The sequence below is a fragment of the Methylocystis heyeri genome (assembly GCF_004802635.2).
Lineage (GTDB): Bacteria > Pseudomonadota > Alphaproteobacteria > Rhizobiales > Beijerinckiaceae > Methylocystis > Methylocystis heyeri.
Genome location: NZ_CP046052.1, coordinates 3,511,357 through 3,527,054, shown reverse-complemented (window position 1 = coordinate 3,527,054; position 15,698 = coordinate 3,511,357). Strand labels below are relative to the sequence as shown.

9 protein-coding genes and 1 CRISPR repeat array are annotated in these 15,698 nt (G+C 62.1%); of the genes, 5 read left to right on the top strand and 4 right to left on the bottom strand.

The features are described from left to right. Window positions 1-278 precede the first annotated feature (278 nt). The 3 genes from purL to grxD all read left to right on the top strand — a co-directional run bounded on the left by purL (window position 279) and on the right by grxD (window position 3,161). The gene (purL, locus tag H2LOC_RS16000) at window positions 279-2,534 is read left to right on the top strand and encodes a phosphoribosylformylglycinamidine synthase subunit PurL (protein WP_154331687.1); all 2,256 of its coding nucleotides are present in this window, start codon (window positions 279-281) and stop codon (window positions 2,532-2,534) included. Beyond that, window positions 2,515-2,745, top strand: coding sequence for a BolA/IbaG family iron-sulfur metabolism protein (locus tag H2LOC_RS15995; RefSeq protein ID WP_202620477.1), 231 nt, complete (start codon window positions 2,515-2,517; stop codon window positions 2,743-2,745). Before purL ends, H2LOC_RS15995 begins: the two co-directional genes overlap by 20 nt. Before the next feature lie 74 nt (window positions 2,746-2,819). Further along, window positions 2,820-3,161: a Grx4 family monothiol glutaredoxin gene (grxD, locus tag H2LOC_RS15990; protein ID WP_136497979.1), complete on the top strand. Its 342-nt coding sequence runs from the start codon at window positions 2,820-2,822 to the stop codon at window positions 3,159-3,161. A gap of 223 nt (window positions 3,162-3,384) precedes the next feature. Here grxD and cas2 read toward each other — a convergent pair whose 3' ends face one another. The 4 genes from cas2 to H2LOC_RS15970 all read right to left on the bottom strand — a co-directional run bounded on the left by cas2 (window position 3,385) and on the right by H2LOC_RS15970 (window position 11,011). Continuing rightward, the gene (cas2, locus tag H2LOC_RS15985) at window positions 3,385-3,738 is read right to left on the bottom strand and encodes a CRISPR-associated endonuclease Cas2 (RefSeq protein ID WP_246206861.1); all 354 of its coding nucleotides are present in this window, start codon (window positions 3,736-3,738) and stop codon (window positions 3,385-3,387) included. Between the two features lie 4 nt (window positions 3,739-3,742). Beyond that, complete coding sequence (gene cas1 / locus H2LOC_RS15980) at window positions 3,743-4,675, bottom strand: type II CRISPR-associated endonuclease Cas1 (RefSeq protein ID WP_136497980.1); 933 nt, start codon at window positions 4,673-4,675, stop codon at window positions 3,743-3,745. Window positions 4,676-4,681: 6 nt separating this feature from the next. Continuing rightward, on the bottom strand, window positions 4,682-7,945 hold the full coding sequence (cas9, locus tag H2LOC_RS15975) for a type II CRISPR RNA-guided endonuclease Cas9 (protein WP_154331686.1): 3,264 nt from the start codon (window positions 7,943-7,945) through the stop codon (window positions 4,682-4,684). A 798-nt stretch (window positions 7,946-8,743) separates the two neighbouring features. Continuing rightward, a CRISPR array of direct repeats spans window positions 8,744-9,505; the repeat unit is 36 nt; unit sequence ATTGTAGTGAACCGAGAAGCGGTCGCAAGCCGCAGC. Window positions 9,506-9,574: 69 nt separating this feature from the next. Then, window positions 9,575-11,011, bottom strand: a complete 1,437-nt coding sequence (locus H2LOC_RS15970) for a homospermidine synthase (RefSeq protein ID WP_136497983.1) — start codon at window positions 11,009-11,011, stop codon at window positions 9,575-9,577. A gap of 257 nt (window positions 11,012-11,268) precedes the next feature. Here H2LOC_RS15970 and H2LOC_RS15965 point away from each other — a divergent pair, with 257 nt between their 5' ends. Together H2LOC_RS15965 and H2LOC_RS15960 are read left to right on the top strand one after the other, a co-directional pair. Then, entirely contained in the window at window positions 11,269-14,907 is a 3,639-nt protein-coding gene (locus H2LOC_RS15965; protein WP_136497984.1) for a CheR family methyltransferase, read from the top strand. Window positions 14,908-15,140: 233 nt separating this feature from the next. Next, window positions 15,141-15,599 (top strand): YbhB/YbcL family Raf kinase inhibitor-like protein, encoded by a 459-nt coding sequence (locus tag H2LOC_RS15960; RefSeq protein ID WP_136497985.1) that lies wholly within the window; start codon window positions 15,141-15,143, stop codon window positions 15,597-15,599. The last annotated feature ends 99 nt before the right edge of the window (window positions 15,600-15,698 follow it).

The following is a 15,698-nucleotide window of genomic DNA, read 5'->3' as shown; positions in this document are numbered from 1 at the left end:
ATTTGGTATCAACCCGGGCACAGGTCCCAAGTCGAGTCGGCGTAAGGTTGCATTGATTTGCTCAAAAATGACTTGATCTTGGTCAAATTCTGGGCGGAACCAAGCTGTTTCTTCGCCGCTGTGTCTCTTTGGCAACAGGGAGAGGCGGTTGCCATATGAGAGGGCGGGCTTTAATCGGGATTTGCAGAGAGCGGCCGCGGCGGAAGAGTCTTCGATAAAGCCGCTCCGGGCGTTCAATCTCAGGATTTGCCTCAATTCTCAAGCCGGGGTGCGACCTTTTGACCACTCAAGAACCGCAGATCACCGACGTTCTCGTCGCGGCCCACGGCCTGAAGCCCGACGAGTATCAGCGCATCCTCGCCCTCATCGGCCGCGTTCCCAGCTTCACCGAGCTCGGGATTTTTTCAGCGATGTGGAACGAGCATTGCTCTTATAAATCTTCACGCGTTCATCTGCGGAAGCTGCCTACAAAAGCGCCATGGGTCATCAAGGGGCCCGGCGAAAACGCGGGCGTGATCGACATAGGCGACGGAGACGCCTGCGTCTTCAAGATGGAGAGCCATAACCACCCCTCGTTCATCGAACCCTATCAGGGCGCGACGACGGGCGTCGGCGGAATTCTCCGCGACGTCTTCACCATGGGGGCGCGGCCGATCGCCTGCCTCGACCTGCTGCGGTTCGGGGCGCCGTCGCATTCCAAAACCCGGCGCCTCGTCGCCGGCGTGGTCGCCGGCGTCGGAGGCTACGGCAATTCCTTCGGCGTGCCCACGGTCGGGGGCTCGACCGCCTTCGATTCGAGCTACGACGGCAATATTCTGGTCAACGCCATGGCGGTCGGCCTCGCGCGCGCCGATTCGATCTTCTATTCCGCCGCTGCGGGGGTCGGGAACCCGATCGTTTATCTCGGCTCCAAGACCGGACGCGACGGCATTCACGGCGCCACCATGGCCTCGGCGTCTTTCGAGGCCGACGCCGAGGAAAAACGCCCCACCGTGCAGGTCGGCGACCCCTTCTCGGAAAAGCTGCTGCTGGAGGCCTGCCTGGAGCTGATGGCCTCCGGCGCGGTCATCGCCATTCAGGACATGGGCGCGGCGGGACTGACCTCCTCCGCCGTCGAGATGGGAGCCAAGGGAAATCTCGGGATCGAGCTCGATCTCGACGCCGTTCCCTGCCGCGAGGAGGGCATGACCGCCTATGAGATGATGCTGTCCGAAAGCCAGGAGCGCATGCTCATGGTCCTTTTGCCCGAAAAAGAGAAAGAAGCCGAAGCGATCTTCAGGAAATGGGGGCTCGATTTCGCCATCGTCGGCAAGACCACCGACACGCTTCGCTTCGTCGTCAAGCACGAGGGCGAGATCAAGGCCGATCTCCCGATCAAGGAGCTGGGCGACCAGGCCCCCCTTTACGACCGCCCCTATGTTTTGACGCCGCGGCCGCAGCCGATCGACTCTTCCTCGGCGATCGCGCCGCTCTCCAACCGGGACGCTCTTCTGGCTTTGCTGGCGACGCCCGATCTTTGCTCCAGGCGCTGGATCTGGGAGCAATATGACCATCTCATTCTGGGCAATACGGTGCGAGCCCCGGGGGGCGACGCCGCCGTGATCCGGATCGGCGAGGGTCCCAAGGGCCTCGCCCTCGCGACCGACGTGACCGCCCGCTACTGCGCCGCCGACCCGCGCGAAGGCGGCAGGCAGGCGGTCGCCGAATGCTGGCGCAACATCTCCGCGCGAGGCGCCAGGCCGTTGGCGCTGACCGACAATCTCAATTTCGGCAATCCCGAAAAGCCGGAGATCATGGGCCAGTTCGTCGGCTGCCTCGAGGGGATCGGCGAGGCGGCGAGGGCGCTCGATTTCCCCATCGTTTCGGGCAATGTCTCGCTGTACAACGAAACCCGGGGCAAAGGCGTTCTGCCGACGCCCGCGATCGGCGGGGTCGGCGTCATCGCCGATGTCGCTCTCGCGGCGCCGACGGGTTTTTCTGGCGACGGGCATGCCCTCTTCCTGATCGGGGAAACATCCGGCTGGCTGGGCCAGTCGATTTATCTTCGCGATCTCGCCGGACGCTCCGACGGCGCGCCGCCGCCGGTCGACCTCGCCGCTGAACGGCGCAACGGCGATTTCGTTCGGGAGGCCGTCCTTTCGGACGCGGTCGACGCGGTTCACGATCTCTCCGACGGGGGCCTCGCCGTCGCCCTGGCGGAAATGATCCTCGCGGGGGGCGTCGGCGCCGCCGTCGAGACTTTGCCGGCAGGGCCCGTCCATGCCGTTCTGTTCGGCGAGGACCAGGGGCGCTATCTCGTCTCCTGCCCGCCGGAGAAAGCCGACGCCTTGCTCGGCTCGGCGCAGGAAAGGGGCGTCCCGATCATGCGGATCGGCTCGACCGGAGGAGACGCATTGAACTTGCCGAAAGAGGCGCCGATATTGCTCTCGGAGCTTCGCGAGGCGCATGAAGCCCCGTTTCCCGATTACATGGCGGGAAACGACCGTGCTTTTTACGACAAGGATGTACGTGAAGATGCCGATGCCCGCCGTTGAGATCGAACGCATTATCAAGACCGCCTTGCCGGACGCCACCGTCGAACTTACGGCGCTCGCGGACGACGACGACCATTGGGCGGCGACCGTCACCTCGTCGGCTTTCGCCGGATTGACCCGGGTGCGCCAGCACCAGCTGGTCAATGCGGCTTTCGGCGACAGGCTGGGAACCGAGCTGCACGCTTTGGCGCTGACGACCAAGGCGGCTTGAGGGTTTGCGGCGGGCGTGAGACGATTGTCCCGCCATAAACGCGGAACCTTGAATTCCGCAGGAAAGGACAAATAATGACCGACGTAAATTCACGCATCAAAGGCGAGATCGAAAGCGCCGACGTCGTGCTCTTCATGAAGGGCACGCCCCAGGCGCCGCAGTGCGGCTTCTCGATGCAGGTGGTGCAGATCCTCAATCACCTCGGCGCCCCCTACAAGGCGATCAACGTCCTCGCCGACGGCGACATCCGCGAAGGCATCAAGACCTATTCGAACTGGCCGACCATTCCCCAGCTCTATATCAAGAACGAGTTCATCGGCGGCTGCGACATCACCCGCGAGATGTTCCAGTCCGGCGAGCTGGCCGCGCTTTTCGACAAGGAAGGCATTCCGCACAAGCAGGCCGCCAAGGCCTGACGGCGCGAGAGCGAACCGGTCGGCGCACGCCGCCGTGGCGTGCGTTTCGTCACGCGGTCCGCCTCGTCGCGCCGGCGAATTCAATTCCGCATGCCGGATCGGGCCTGAGTCCGGTCCGGTTTTTTATTGGACCGCGCTGCGGCTTGCGGCCGCTTCTAGGTTCACTACAATTTCCTTCCGCCGCAAACCACTGAAAAACGGCCGTAAATTTGCGGCGGGGGCGTCAAAAAAGTTCCATTTGCGAGGGCGCCGGAGCGCCTTTTTGCCGTTTTTTGCCCCAAAACACCTTGATTCGAGCGAACTGCCGATCGGTGATGGCGAGAAACCGGACTTCGCCCGCCGGGGGCAGTTTTTGGCCCATTCGGGCGATGTGGGCGTCGGCGTTCTCCATTGAAGCGCAGTGCCGCGTGTAGATCGAATACTGCATCATGGTGAAGCCGTCCTCGAGCAGGTTCTTTCGAAAACGCGCATAGGCCTTTCGCGCAGCCGGCGTATCGGTCGGAAGGTCGAACATGGCGATGACCCACATGCTGCGCCATCCCCAGGGCAGATCAGGCGCCCGGAGCTTCCTGGCCATCGCCTCACCCTTCCGTATCCGCCGCGACGTCCTGGCCGAGAGGCACGCTTTTGGGCAAAACCAGCGTCCGGTCGCCGGCGGTGAGGGCGCGCGCAAGAGAAGCGGCGCCGGCTTCGATGGCGAGAAGCAGCGGCAACTTCCGGTCGCCGATCAGAACGGTTTCGTTAAACAGGGAAAGCAGGGCCGCGCGAATGGCGCGGTTTTCCAGATTCAGGGGTTCTTCCCCCCGCTCCTGCGTCAGCAGCTTCACCCGCCAATCGACCAAAGGGCGGTAGGGCTCGAAGAGATCGTCGGCGAGGCAAAAGGGGTTTGAGCGGTTTTTGTGAAAAACGCCGAGCGAGGGAATGAGTCCGCTCGCCACCACGGCACGGGCGAGCGCCGCGCGCACCACCGCGTAACCATAATTCAGCGCGGCGTTGATCCCCTCCGCCGAGCGGTCGCGTCGAAAATCCTTTCCGAAAAGCAAGGGCCAATAGCGCTGCGCGCCCTGCGCCTCCAGATTGTCGGGATCGCCAGAGCGGACCCGGCCCGCCATCGCGGCGAGGCCGTTGGGCTTGGCTCCGAAATGATCGAGCACGCGGCCTTGCTGCAAAAGCTTGTTTGAAACCAGGGCTTTCCAAATCTGTTTGCGAATGGGCTCGCTTGCTTCGATCTGTGCGCGGTGGCGTTCTGTTTGGACATGATGGGCGTCGAGCGGCAACATCATGCCGAGAGGCAGGTGGTCCGGCCCTGTCACCATGACCGTGGCGCCGGCCGCGAGCAGCTCAATGAAAACCGCCTGCGTGTAGCTCGCGCGGCGGTCGTCGACGATGAGCACGCCGATGTCTTCGATAGGTAGGGTCGCTTTGGGCTGTTCGGGCCGCTCGATTACCAGCTGGCGTAAGGCGACTGAAAGCCGCGTTCCCGGCGTCGCGATTTCGATCGTTTTGCGCAGCATGGCGGATCAATCGTTTGCTGGGCGGACGCGGCCGATGGGATCGACCGAGATTTTTTTCGCTCCGAGTTTCACGAGAGGCCCTGGACTCGGCCCCCATTGGCTTTTCGAGTCCTTTCCTGCGTCATTGATCGGTCGAGAGAACATTTGACCGTTGCCGGCGATGGAATTCACCACCCAGTAGCCGACACGCTCTCCACTTGGGACGAAGAAAGTGTCGCCGAGCGAAAGCGACATCAAAAAGGCGCCGCGTTCGTAGCTTTGGCGGCTTATCACCGGCTCATGTCGCGCCATGCGTTTTGCCGCTTCGTAGAGGCTGACGACCCGGCCCTCGATTTTTCCGTCTGGTAGCCGGTAAATGGCGATGTGATGGTTGTTTCCGGTCGTTGCGTAGCCGTTCTTGAGTGGCGCCATCCCCCGCAATTTCTGCGGCGCGATAAGGCGAGCCTTCTTGATTTCAGGGCCGTCGGGACCACGGAGCGGGAATGCAGCGAAGGCTTTTTTCGGATCGCCGCCACGGGCCTCGACCCAATCCTCGACGATGCGTCTCGCGCCTTCGTCGCGAATATCGCCCAATTCGCTTTTCGAGAGCGACGCCAGAGGCTTACGCGAGACAAAGAGGCGGTAGGTTCCGTTGCTGTTCGTCACGTCCACGCCAGTGTCGCCATAAGAGGTTTCTTTGTGCAGCGGCCCCGAAACTTTTTTGCGCACACGGTGCGAGACGATGATCTGATCGACCGCTCGCTTGGCGTCTTCCCGGATCGTCGGCCAGGGTTCGGGAACGAGCGCGGCCTCTGGCCTCGGGGTTCCATAATGCCGCGCGTCCCATTCCTTGGCGAAATATTCCGAAAGCCTTTGCGTATTGCCGTTGTCGGCGCAGGCGACGACGAGTGCGTCGACGGCGTGATGACGATGGTCCTCGCGCGTTTTTTCGCCGTCATCCGCGAGAATATGGTTGAGCCCCCAACGTCGGCGCAGTTGCGCTGTGACCTTGCCGGTCACCGGCCGCACATTGATTTCCGATCCCTTGATTTCGACATCGGGCCATAGGCGCTCCAGAAAAGCACGAGCTTCCCGGGCGGCGTAGCTGGTGTCGTTGAGCTGGCGTCCGGCGAAGTCGTCCGGCATAGATTCCGCACAAAAGCGCTTGGCCTTGCCTTTGGTCATGCCGCCCTTTGCGACCAATTTCCAGATGCGGTCCTTGGCGGCGGCCCAAGCGTCGGGTCGATCTCGAAAATATTGGAAAGGAATTCGCGCGCCCTTGTCGCGGTTCGCCCGCTTTTCGCACAGCGTCTTGTTGCGCAGAGAATTATCGAGCGATTGCGACCGTGGCCAGATGTGTTCCACTTCGAAGGCGGGATTGCCGCCGAAAAGATCGGCGAAAGCGATCCTGGCACCAGTGTAGGGGCATTCCTCGCCGCATTCCCTCCATAGCAGCCATTTTTCTACATCGTCGTCGTTCGGATCGGCGATACCCTTTTCTTTCAAATCTTTTCGCGCTTTTTCGCGCAGCCGTTCCCGATCGCGCATCCCCTTTTGCATTTCCTCGCGCTCGCGCTTCGATTTCCCGACGTCGCGCGCGAGTTCGATGCGGATGAGGTCCGGCTTGCCATATTCCCTGATCAGATTGTTGACCACTTTGCGCAGTTCGTTCTGCACCCGCACAACGGTTGGGTTGCGGACCCGTGATATTCGTTCCGCCTCTTCTTCCTGGGGGGTACTCGCATGGCGATCCGCGCGTGGGCTGGGCAGAAGATCGAGAAATTGGCCTGTCGGCTGCTCGCGTTCGGGAAAATATTCGTCGCGCCATCCGGCCCAATCCGGGCCGTTGAGGAGCGCGCCGAAGCGCGTTCCCTCTTCCAGCTCCGGCAGCATGATCCGCAGCGCCTCGGTGGAGTAGGGCTCCCAGCCTTGCGGGAAATGCAATTGCGAAAGCGATGCTGCGATTTCGTGGTTGACGGCAAATTCAGCGGCGAGCCGCGCGGCGACCTCGCGTCGCTGCTCGGCGCGTTTTTGCGCCGACCGGATGACGACGCGTTGGTCGCCGATCTCTCCGTAATCGGCGCGCCAAAGCGCCTCGGGCAGAAACTCGCGTAATTCCTGCCTGCGCGGGTGATTCGCCCAGGCCGCGCCGAAGGCCTTGTTCAGCTCGACATCCACCAGATTCCCTTTGAGGCCGGCGGCCTGATCCTTGTCGGTCTCGTGATTGAATTTGAGCGCCCTGGCGCTCTCGCCGCGTTTTTCGAACTGGGGTTCGAGGATTTTGCGGGCCTGCGCCCACGTCAGTTTCGGTTTCACCCGAAGCGCTTCGATCAGAGCCGATCGCTCCTCGGCGTCGAGCGGGCGCGCATTGCCGCCTAAAAATTCGAGATTATTGACCTTCTCCAGCATTCGCCGTTCCTGCGAAATCCACGAGCCCCTGGGGCATAGCGGACTTTCCGGCATGAAGCGGCATTTTCCCAACGTTTTCTTACGCCAGAATACCGGCCGCTGGGCGAAAATCGCCTCATGCAGCGCGCCCTTCAAGGCGGAGTCCTTGAGAACCGGATGATGCGCCTCCTGCGCGGCCAGGATTTTCTCGAATTCGTCTTCGACCAGGGCGCGGGTGGCGTGTTCGCCGCGCAGCTTCACATCGCTTTCGCGCTCGCCGCGGAGTACCGCGTCTCTCTTGCGCTGGGACAAAAACGCCCCGATGGTCTGGCCGGAAGCTTTGACCTCGGCGGTAAAATGCGCCCTCGCCTCGGCGGCTTTGGCCTCGTCCGCGACCTCTTGCTCTTTTTCGGCCTTCTGCTTGGAGATCCCCTTACGGCGCTTCGACGGCGCTTCTTCCGCCACGGGCGCCTCGGGAGCTTCGGTTTCGCCGGTTTCCGCGATATCGCGCTCCTTGAAGTGGCGGCGCTTGGCGAGGTGGTAGAGCGTCCGCCCGAGTTCGAAGGTCTCCAGAAGCTCGCCCAGCGCCCGGGTGCGCAGGGCGTAGGGATCGAGCTTCATGATCTCGTCCCACTCTTTCCCGCCGAAAGGCGGCAGAAGTCCGAACGAAGACAAAAGTTCGTTGAGCGAGCGTCGGCGTTCGCGGCGTCGGCGCAATTGCCGCCGCATCATCCGTTTTGCACGCCTCTGCTGGTTCAGGGGCGTTCCGTCGGGGTCGCGCGCCTCGGGAAAAATGCGCGCCCCAAGGCGGAGGATTTTCCCGGCCTTGCGTTCCTTGCCGAAGTCGATGACCGCGAATCCGATGGAGGTCGTGCCGATGTCGAAGCCAAAAATGCGCTGCATATCAGACGCTCAAAGTTTGAATTATCCGCAGGTTCCCAGATGCGCTGGCGGATATGTCGCCGCGTTATCCGTTCTTCAAACCGTTCTTCGCCAAATCGCGCGTTTCCTTGAAACCTGAGGAAACGAATCGCAGTAGCATCTGACGACAATTTCAATCATGGGTGTACGGTCCGGTCAACAGAATTGTTGGTTTGTTTATGTAATAAATTTTGCGTTCACCCAAATGATCCGCTACTAACGTGTGTTCATAGCGACCGTCGACCTAAGACGTTTGTTTAGCTGCGGCTTGCGATCTTTCGTCATTCAGGCTCGGCCTTGCCAAGCCACGCTTACGATGCCATTCTGGCGTCGTAGTGAACCGAGAGGCGGTCGCTTGTCGCAAGCAAATGACCCTTCGCGCGGGCTGGGCAACCCAAGGTCAGTCGCCCCAATTTAAACTCCTCCGGCTAACGCTTGGGGAGTTTTGTTGTTTTAGGACGCTTTCGGTATGCAACTCCCACGGCTGAGCGCGCCCGGTTCACTGCAGTTTGCGGCTTAGTGCATTTTCCCGAAAAGTGCGAAGCGGTTTTTGGGAAAGAACATGCTCCGTCAATGAGATTTCGAGCGCGTTCAACTGCGTTTAAACCAACTGGCGAAAGTCGTCCAGAAGCGACCCCATATCTCGCAAATCCCGTTTTCCCGAATCGGGGCGTCTGGAAAAAAATGACAAAAAAAGTCCTGGCGACTGAAAATCGACAGCATTTTTTGATGCCCCCGCCGCAAAATTACGGCGCTTTTTCAGGCATTTACGGCGGGGGCATTGTAGTGAACCGAGAAGCGGTCGCAAGCCGCAGCTGGCGGAGCTGCATCGCCGCCTCGCCGGCCATTGTAGTGAACCGAGAAGCGGTCGCAAGCCGCAGCACAGAGGCACGGATGCGATCGGCGGTTTCAATTGTAGTGAACCGAGAAGCGGTCGCAAGCCGCAGCAGATCGCGAACACGCCGCCGTCGCCGTCGTATTGTAGTGAACCGAGAAGCGGTCGCAAGCCGCAGCTCGTGTCCAACAGCGCTTCCCGCCCCGCCGATTGTAGTGAACCGAGAAGCGGTCGCAAGCCGCAGCGCACGACCGATGTTTCCGATTACGCCGGACATTGTAGTGAACCGAGAAGCGGTCGCAAGCCGCAGCACGCCATCGCGGATGCTCAGGCGCGCCCGTATTGTAGTGAACCGAGAAGCGGTCGCAAGCCGCAGCGGGTGCTCGTGATGGAAACCATCAAGGAATATTGTAGTGAACCGAGAAGCGGTCGCAAGCCGCAGCCCAATGGGCGCGCCATGTGGCCTTGTCCGCATTGTAGTGAACCGAGAAGCGGTCGCAAGCCGCAGCTGGGGGGAGCCAAACCCGATGACGGTGGATATTGTAGTGAACCGAGAAGCGGTCGCAAGCCGCAGCAAGCCGTCGAGTGTGGCTGTGAGGTAGGAAATTGTAGTGAACCGAGAAGCGGTCGCAAGCCGCAGCCGCTGGCGACGGTCAAAGACGGCAATCTGGATTGTAGTGAACCGAGAAGCGGTCGCAAGCCGTAGCTATTGCGCTTCGGCTCGCGTCCGGCGGGGGAAGTGGCTTCCCCGCGCCGGTGGTTGATGTTCCGCTGTTTCAGCGGACCAGAATATTCTTGAACTGCCAGGGATCTTCGAGGTCGAGATCCTCGGGGAAGAAGCCCGGGCGGTTCGCGAGCGGGGTCCAATCGGTGTAGACGCCGACGACCGGGCCGAGATAGGGCGTCTGGACTTCGAGGCAGCGGCCATAATCCACTTCGTCGGCCTCGACGATGCCGGCTTCCGGGTTTTCCAGAGCCCAGACCATGCCAGCCATGGCGGCGGAGCTCACCTGAAGCCCGGTGGCGTTCTGGTAGGGCGCGAGCTCGCGGGTTTCCTCGATCGAGAGCTGCGAACCATACCAATAGGCGTTCTTGCCGTGCCCGTAGAGCAGCACGCCGAGCTCGTCGATGCCGTCGACGATTTCATGCTCGTCGAGAATATGGTCCTCGGGCTGGCGCACTCCCGCCGCGCCGAACATCTCATGCAGCGACAGCACGGCGTCGTCGGCGGGATGATAGGCGTAATGGCAGGTGGGACGGTAGACCGCCTTGCCTTCGCCGTCGCGCACGGTCAGGTAGTCCGCGATCGAGATGGCCTCGTTATGGGTGACGAGGAAGCCGTATTGCGGGCCCGGCGTGGGCGTCCAGCTGCGCACGCGGGTGTTGGCGCCGGGAGAATTGAGATAGATGGCGGCGCCGCAGCCGGTCTCGTGCCTGCCGGCGATGTCCGGCAGCGACTTTTCGTGCGTGCCCCAGCCGAGTTCGGCCGGCTGCATGCCTTCCGAAATGAAGCCCTCGACCGACCATGTGTTGACGAAGACGTTGCGCGGCTTGGGGGTGCGCGCCCGCTGGGTGTCGCGCTCGGCGATATGGATGCCCTTGACGCCGAGCTTTTGCGCCAGCGCGCCCCATTCCGCGCGGGTGGTCGGCTCGGTGGTGAAAACGCCGGTCTCCCTGGCGATATTGACGAGGGCCTGCTTGACGAACCAGCTCACCATGCCGGGATTGGCCCCGCAGCAGGATACGGCGGTGGAGCCGCCCGGATTGCGGCGCCGCTCGGCCAGCACCGTCTCGCGAAGGGCGTAATTGGTGCGCGCCTCATTTCCGAGCTGGGAATCGAAATAGAAGCCGGGCCAGGGCTCGACCACCGTGTCGACGTAGAGAGCTTTCAGCTCCTGCGCCAGCTTGATGATGTCGAGCGAGCCGACGTCCACCGAGAGGTTGACGATGAAAGCCTGGCCTTCGCCCTTGGTGAGCAGGGGCGTGAGGATCTCGCGGTGGTTCTCTTCGGTCAGCGCCGCCTTGACGAAGGCGATGCCGCGAACGTCCAGGAGGCCCCGGTGTTCGTCGGAGGGATCGATGACGGTGAAACGGTTTTTGTCGAATTCGAAGTGCCGCTCGATCAGCGGCAAAATACCCCGCCCGATGGATCCGAAGCCGATGAGGACGATGGGGCCGGTAATTTTACCGTGAACGGGCCAGTGCGGCGACATTAGGCGGGTCTCCTGGGTAAATTGAATTTGTGCGGTGCGTTAAAAGCAATTGCCGCTGACTTAATCAACCCCTCGATCCCGGAAGCGGGCCGGATCTGGCGGTCGGTTGCGATATTGACCCGGCCGCGACGGGAAGCGAAATTAAGTGAACCATATATGCGCCATAGGCCGTAACGGCCGGGGCGAGAGCTGCGGCGATCGGCCACGCCGCAGGGGCCGGGCGACATTTTTTTGAGAATGGATCAGGGAACCGCTGAATGAACGACAGAGAGATCGGTTCCCTTTCAGGTGATGCGGCGTCAGGATCGAGAGCATTCCCGGTGGTCGCGCTCGGCGCCTCGGCCGGCGGCGTTCGCGCCCTGCGCGAGTTTTTCGACAATCTTCCTTTCGAGGTCGGCGCCGCTTTCGTGGTGGTCGTCCACCTCGATCCGGCTTACCCGAGCGAGCTGAGCCGGGTTCTCGCCGCCCATACGCCCATGCCGGTGCATGAGGCAGTCGGCGCGGCGACCGTCGAGCCGAATCATGTCTACGTGATTTCTCCCAATCTTCGGCTGCGCATATGCGGCGTGACCCTGAAGGCCGAAGAGTTCCGCGAGCCGAAGGCGCGGCTTACGCCGATAGATTTTTTCTTCAGGTCGCTCGCCGACCGGCCGAGCGACGACTTCGCGATCGTTCTTTCGGGAGCGGGCTCCGACGGCGCGCTGGGAGCGCGAGCGATCAAGGAGGCCGGCGGAACCATTCTCGTCCAGGACCCCGAAGAGGCAGAATACGCCTCGATGCCGCGCAGCGCGATCGCCGCCGGCGTCGCCGATTTCGTCTTGCCGGTGCGGGAGATCGCGAAGCGCCTGCCGGAACTCGTGGATGAGAGACGCAGCCTCGCCGATGAAGATCTCGCCAAGACCGACGATCACGACCGGCAGCGTATTTTATCGCATCTGCGGGTGCGAACCGGCCATGACTTCGCCAAATACAAGGGCACCACCGTGCGCCGCCGCATCGCGCGGCGGATGCAGGTGCGGCGCGCGGCGACGCAAGGGGAATATCTGCGCGTCCTGCGTGAAAATCCGGACGAGACCCAGGCCCTCTTCTCGGATCTGCTGATCTCCGTCACGACTTTTTTTCGCGATCCGGCCGCCTTCGAAACGCTCGAGCAGGCCGTCGTTCCGAGGCTGTTTTTCGACAAGAGCCCCGGCGACGCGATCCGGGCCTGGATCGCCGGATGCGCGACCGGCGAGGAGGCCTATTCCATCGCCATGCTTCTGGCGGAGGAAGCCGAGAGACGGGAGACGCCCTGCGAAATCCAGATTTTCGCTTCCGATCTCGACAGCGCCGCGCTGCTCGTGGCGCGGGAGGGATGCTATCCGCTCACCATAGAAGCGGATGTGAGCAAGGAGCGTCTGAGCCGGTTTTTCACGCGCGAGATCGACTGCTACCGGGTGAAGCCGGAGCTGCGGGAGATGGTGCTCTTTGCAAGGCACAGCCTGCTCAAGGATCCGCCTTTTTCGAAGCTCGACCTCATTTCGTGCCGCAATCTGCTCATCTACCTCGATCGCGAATTGCAGCGGCAGGTGTGCGGGGTCTTTCATTTTGCGCTCCGGCCGGGCGGATATCTCTTTCTCGGCTCCTGCGAGAGCGTCGAGGGTCCGGCGGGGATGTTCCGGGTCGTCGACCGCGAGGCGCGCATTTATGAAAGCCAGCGCCCGGTCGAAAGCTCGAAAAACATCGCGCCCACGTTGTCGGCCCTGGGCTCGCGGGCTTTCGAGCCTGCGCCCGCGAGAAGAACGCCGGCGTCCCGGCAGCGGGCCGAAGCTTCGATGCACCGCGAGGCGCTCGAACGCGCCGCGCCGCCGAGCGTGCTGGTCGATGATTCCTACCGGGTGATTCACCTCTCCGAGACCGCGGGACGTTATCTCCAGCCGTCCGCTGGCCCCTTGAGCAACGATCTCTCCGAACTCGTCCGCGAGGATCTGCGGTCGGATCTCCGCGCCGCCCTGCACAGGGCTTTTTCAAACGGAGGGAACGCCCTCGGCGGCCCCACGGCCATGACGTTCGAAGACGGCCGGCGCAGGGTTTACATTCACGTAAAACCCCTCGTTTTCGATTCCCGGAAAATCCAGACCGCCATCGTCTTCTTTTTCGAGGGCGAAACGCCCGGCGACTCCCCGGAGCGCGGCGCCGTGGAAGCGCAGGAGCCGGACCGGCGGGTCGGCGAACTGACGCAAGAACTCCAATTCATCCGCTCGCAGCTTCTCAGCTCGCGCGAGGAATATGAGACGGCCAACGAGGAGCTGCGTTCCGCCAATGAGGAGCTGCAGTCGATCAACGAGGAATATCGCTCCACCTCGGAAGAGCTCGAAACCAGCAAGGAAGAGCTGCAGTCGATCAACGAGGAGCTGCAGACGGTCAACAGCGAGCTGAAAACCAAGCTCGAGAGCGTCTCGCGCGCCCACAGCGACATCCAGAACCTGATGGTTGCGACCGACGTCGGGATATTGTTCCTAGACAGGCGGCTCCGCATCAAGCGCTTCACGCCCCGGGTGACCGACCTCTTCAACATAGTCTCCGGCGACGAAGGCCGGTCCATCACCGACTTCACGCATAATCTCGATTACGAGGGCCTGGAACGGGACGCCCAGGCGGTGCTGCGCGATCTCTCTTCGATCGAGCGGCAGGTGCGCAGCCGGGACGGCAGCTGGCGGCTCATGCGCATGAGGCCCTATCGGACGGTCGAAAACAAGATCGACGGCGTGGTGGTCACGCTGGTCGATTTCACCGAGCGCAGGCGCGCGGAAGAGGCGCTGCGCGAAAGCGAAGCCCGCTTGAGGTCGGTCATCGACGGCGTGGGCGACGCCATCGTCACCATCGACGCGTCGGGCGCGATGAGATCGGTCAACAGCGCGACCGTCAGAGTGTTCGGCTATTCGCAGGAGGAAATGCTCGGCAAGGACGCGGCCGCTCTCATCCCGCCGCCCTTCGGCTCCCGGCGAAAATCCTTCGTGCAGAATTACGCCGAGGCCGGCGCCGCCGAGATGTTCGGCTCTCCGCGCGAGGTCGAGGGGCGGCGCAAGGACGGTTCGTATTTCCCGGCGGAGCTGATGGTTTCGCAAGTCCGGCGCGACGAGGAACTGCTGTTCATCGTTTTTGTGAGAGACCTTTCCGAGAAGCGGAAGTTCGAGGCCCGTCTCGACAGGCTGCACAAGAACCGGCTCTCCTCGATGGCCGAGATGGTGACGGCGCTCGCCCATGAGATCAACCAGCCGCTCGCGGCCGCGGCGACATATCTGCAGGCGGCGCGGCGGCAGTTCGTCGTGCTCGAGGAAAAGCCGTTCGATATAGACAAGACCCTGAACAGCGCAGCCGGCGAACTGGTCAGGGCCGGGCGCATCATCGGGCAGTTGCGGCAGTTCATTTCACATGGCGAGCCCGAGAAATCGATGCAGAATCTGCATCAGCTGATCAGGCAGGCCTATGAACTCTCTCTTTCCCGCGTGCAGAAGGCCGGCGTCGAATTCGTGCTGCGCCTCGACGCCGGAGAGGACGCCGTCCTGGCCGACAAGCTGCAGATCCAGCAGGTGCTGCTCAATCTCATTCGCAACGCCAGGGAGGCCATGATCCATTCGAACGAGCGGGTTCTCACCATATCCACCCAGCTCAGGAACGGGGATATCCAGACCGATGTGATCGACACCGGCTGCGGTCTCACCGAAGCGGCGAGGGCCGAGTTGTTCGAGCCTTTCAACAGCACGAAGTCCGACGGTCTCGGCGTGGGACTGGCGATCTCGCAGTCGATCATCGAAGGCCATTATGGCAAGCTCTGGGCCGAACCCAATACGCCCTCGGGCTCCAGATTCAGCTTCACCCTGCCGCTGGCGGGAGCGATTTCCCTGGAAGAGTGACCGCCGTCCGCGTTCGGGCTCAGCCCGTCTTCGTCGGAAACTGCGCCGGATCGACAAATTGCGGCGCGTTCCCGTCAACTTTTGCGGACTGCGCCGTAATATTTTTTTATGATCGGTCGGACCCCGCCTTCGGCCGAAACGAAATCGCTCCAGATCATATGGCGGAGCGCATTTTGGTCGCAGAGCATATTGGCTTTCGCGAAAATGCGCTTTTCCGAAAAGGGACGAGCGAGATGATGCTGACGTCGACCGCTTTCCATGACGGGGCTGTCGTTCCGCGCAGATTCACCTGTGACGGGGAAAATCTTTCGCCTGCGCTTCAGTGGACCTGCGCGCCGATGGACGCCAAGAGCTTCGCTCTGCTTTGCGATGACCCCGACGCGCCCGCCGGCACATGGCGCCATTGGGCGGTTTTCGACATTCCTTCGGGGCGCAGCGAGCTGGCGGAGGGCGCCGGCCGGGCTGAAGGTTTCGAGGACTTCAGGCAGGGCGTCAATGATTTCGGCGAGGTCGGCTACGGCGGTCCCTGTCCCCCGCGCGGCCACGGGCCGCATCGTTACCGTTTCCGGCTCATTGCGCTGAACCGGGCGGAACTCGTCCTCCGTCCCGGCGCCACTTGCAAGGAGGTCGAGCAGGAGGCCGGGAAGCATCTTCTGGCGGAGGCTGTGCTGGAGGGGGTTTATCAGCGCTAAAGCGTCTTCGAGCGAAGCGGATGCCGGTTCGCGTGATGAAAACACGACTAAACAAAGAGTTCTGGAGTCTTTCCAGTTCGATCTGAACCGGAAAGACTC

Excerpts from the sequence above, each read along its gene's own strand:
- H2LOC_RS15965 (WP_136497984.1), top strand. The coding sequence starts at position 11,269 with ATGAACGACAGAGAGATCGGTTCCCTTTCAGGTGATGCGGCGTCAGGA.
- cas2 (WP_246206861.1), bottom strand. The coding sequence starts at position 3,738 with ATGGCCAGGAAGCTCCGGGCGCCTGATCTGCCCTGGGGATGGCGCAGC.
- H2LOC_RS15960 (WP_136497985.1), top strand. The coding sequence starts at position 15,141 with ATGATGCTGACGTCGACCGCTTTCCATGACGGGGCTGTCGTTCCGCGC.
- grxD (WP_136497979.1), top strand. The coding sequence starts at position 2,820 with ATGACCGACGTAAATTCACGCATCAAAGGCGAGATCGAAAGCGCCGAC.
- H2LOC_RS15995 (WP_202620477.1), top strand. The coding sequence starts at position 2,515 with ATGCCGATGCCCGCCGTTGAGATCGAACGCATTATCAAGACCGCCTTG.
- cas1 (WP_136497980.1), bottom strand. The coding sequence starts at position 4,675 with ATGCTGCGCAAAACGATCGAAATCGCGACGCCGGGAACGCGGCTTTCA.
- cas9 (WP_154331686.1), bottom strand. The coding sequence starts at position 7,945 with ATGCAGCGCATTTTTGGCTTCGACATCGGCACGACCTCCATCGGATTC.
- H2LOC_RS15970 (WP_136497983.1), bottom strand. The coding sequence starts at position 11,011 with ATGTCGCCGCACTGGCCCGTTCACGGTAAAATTACCGGCCCCATCGTC.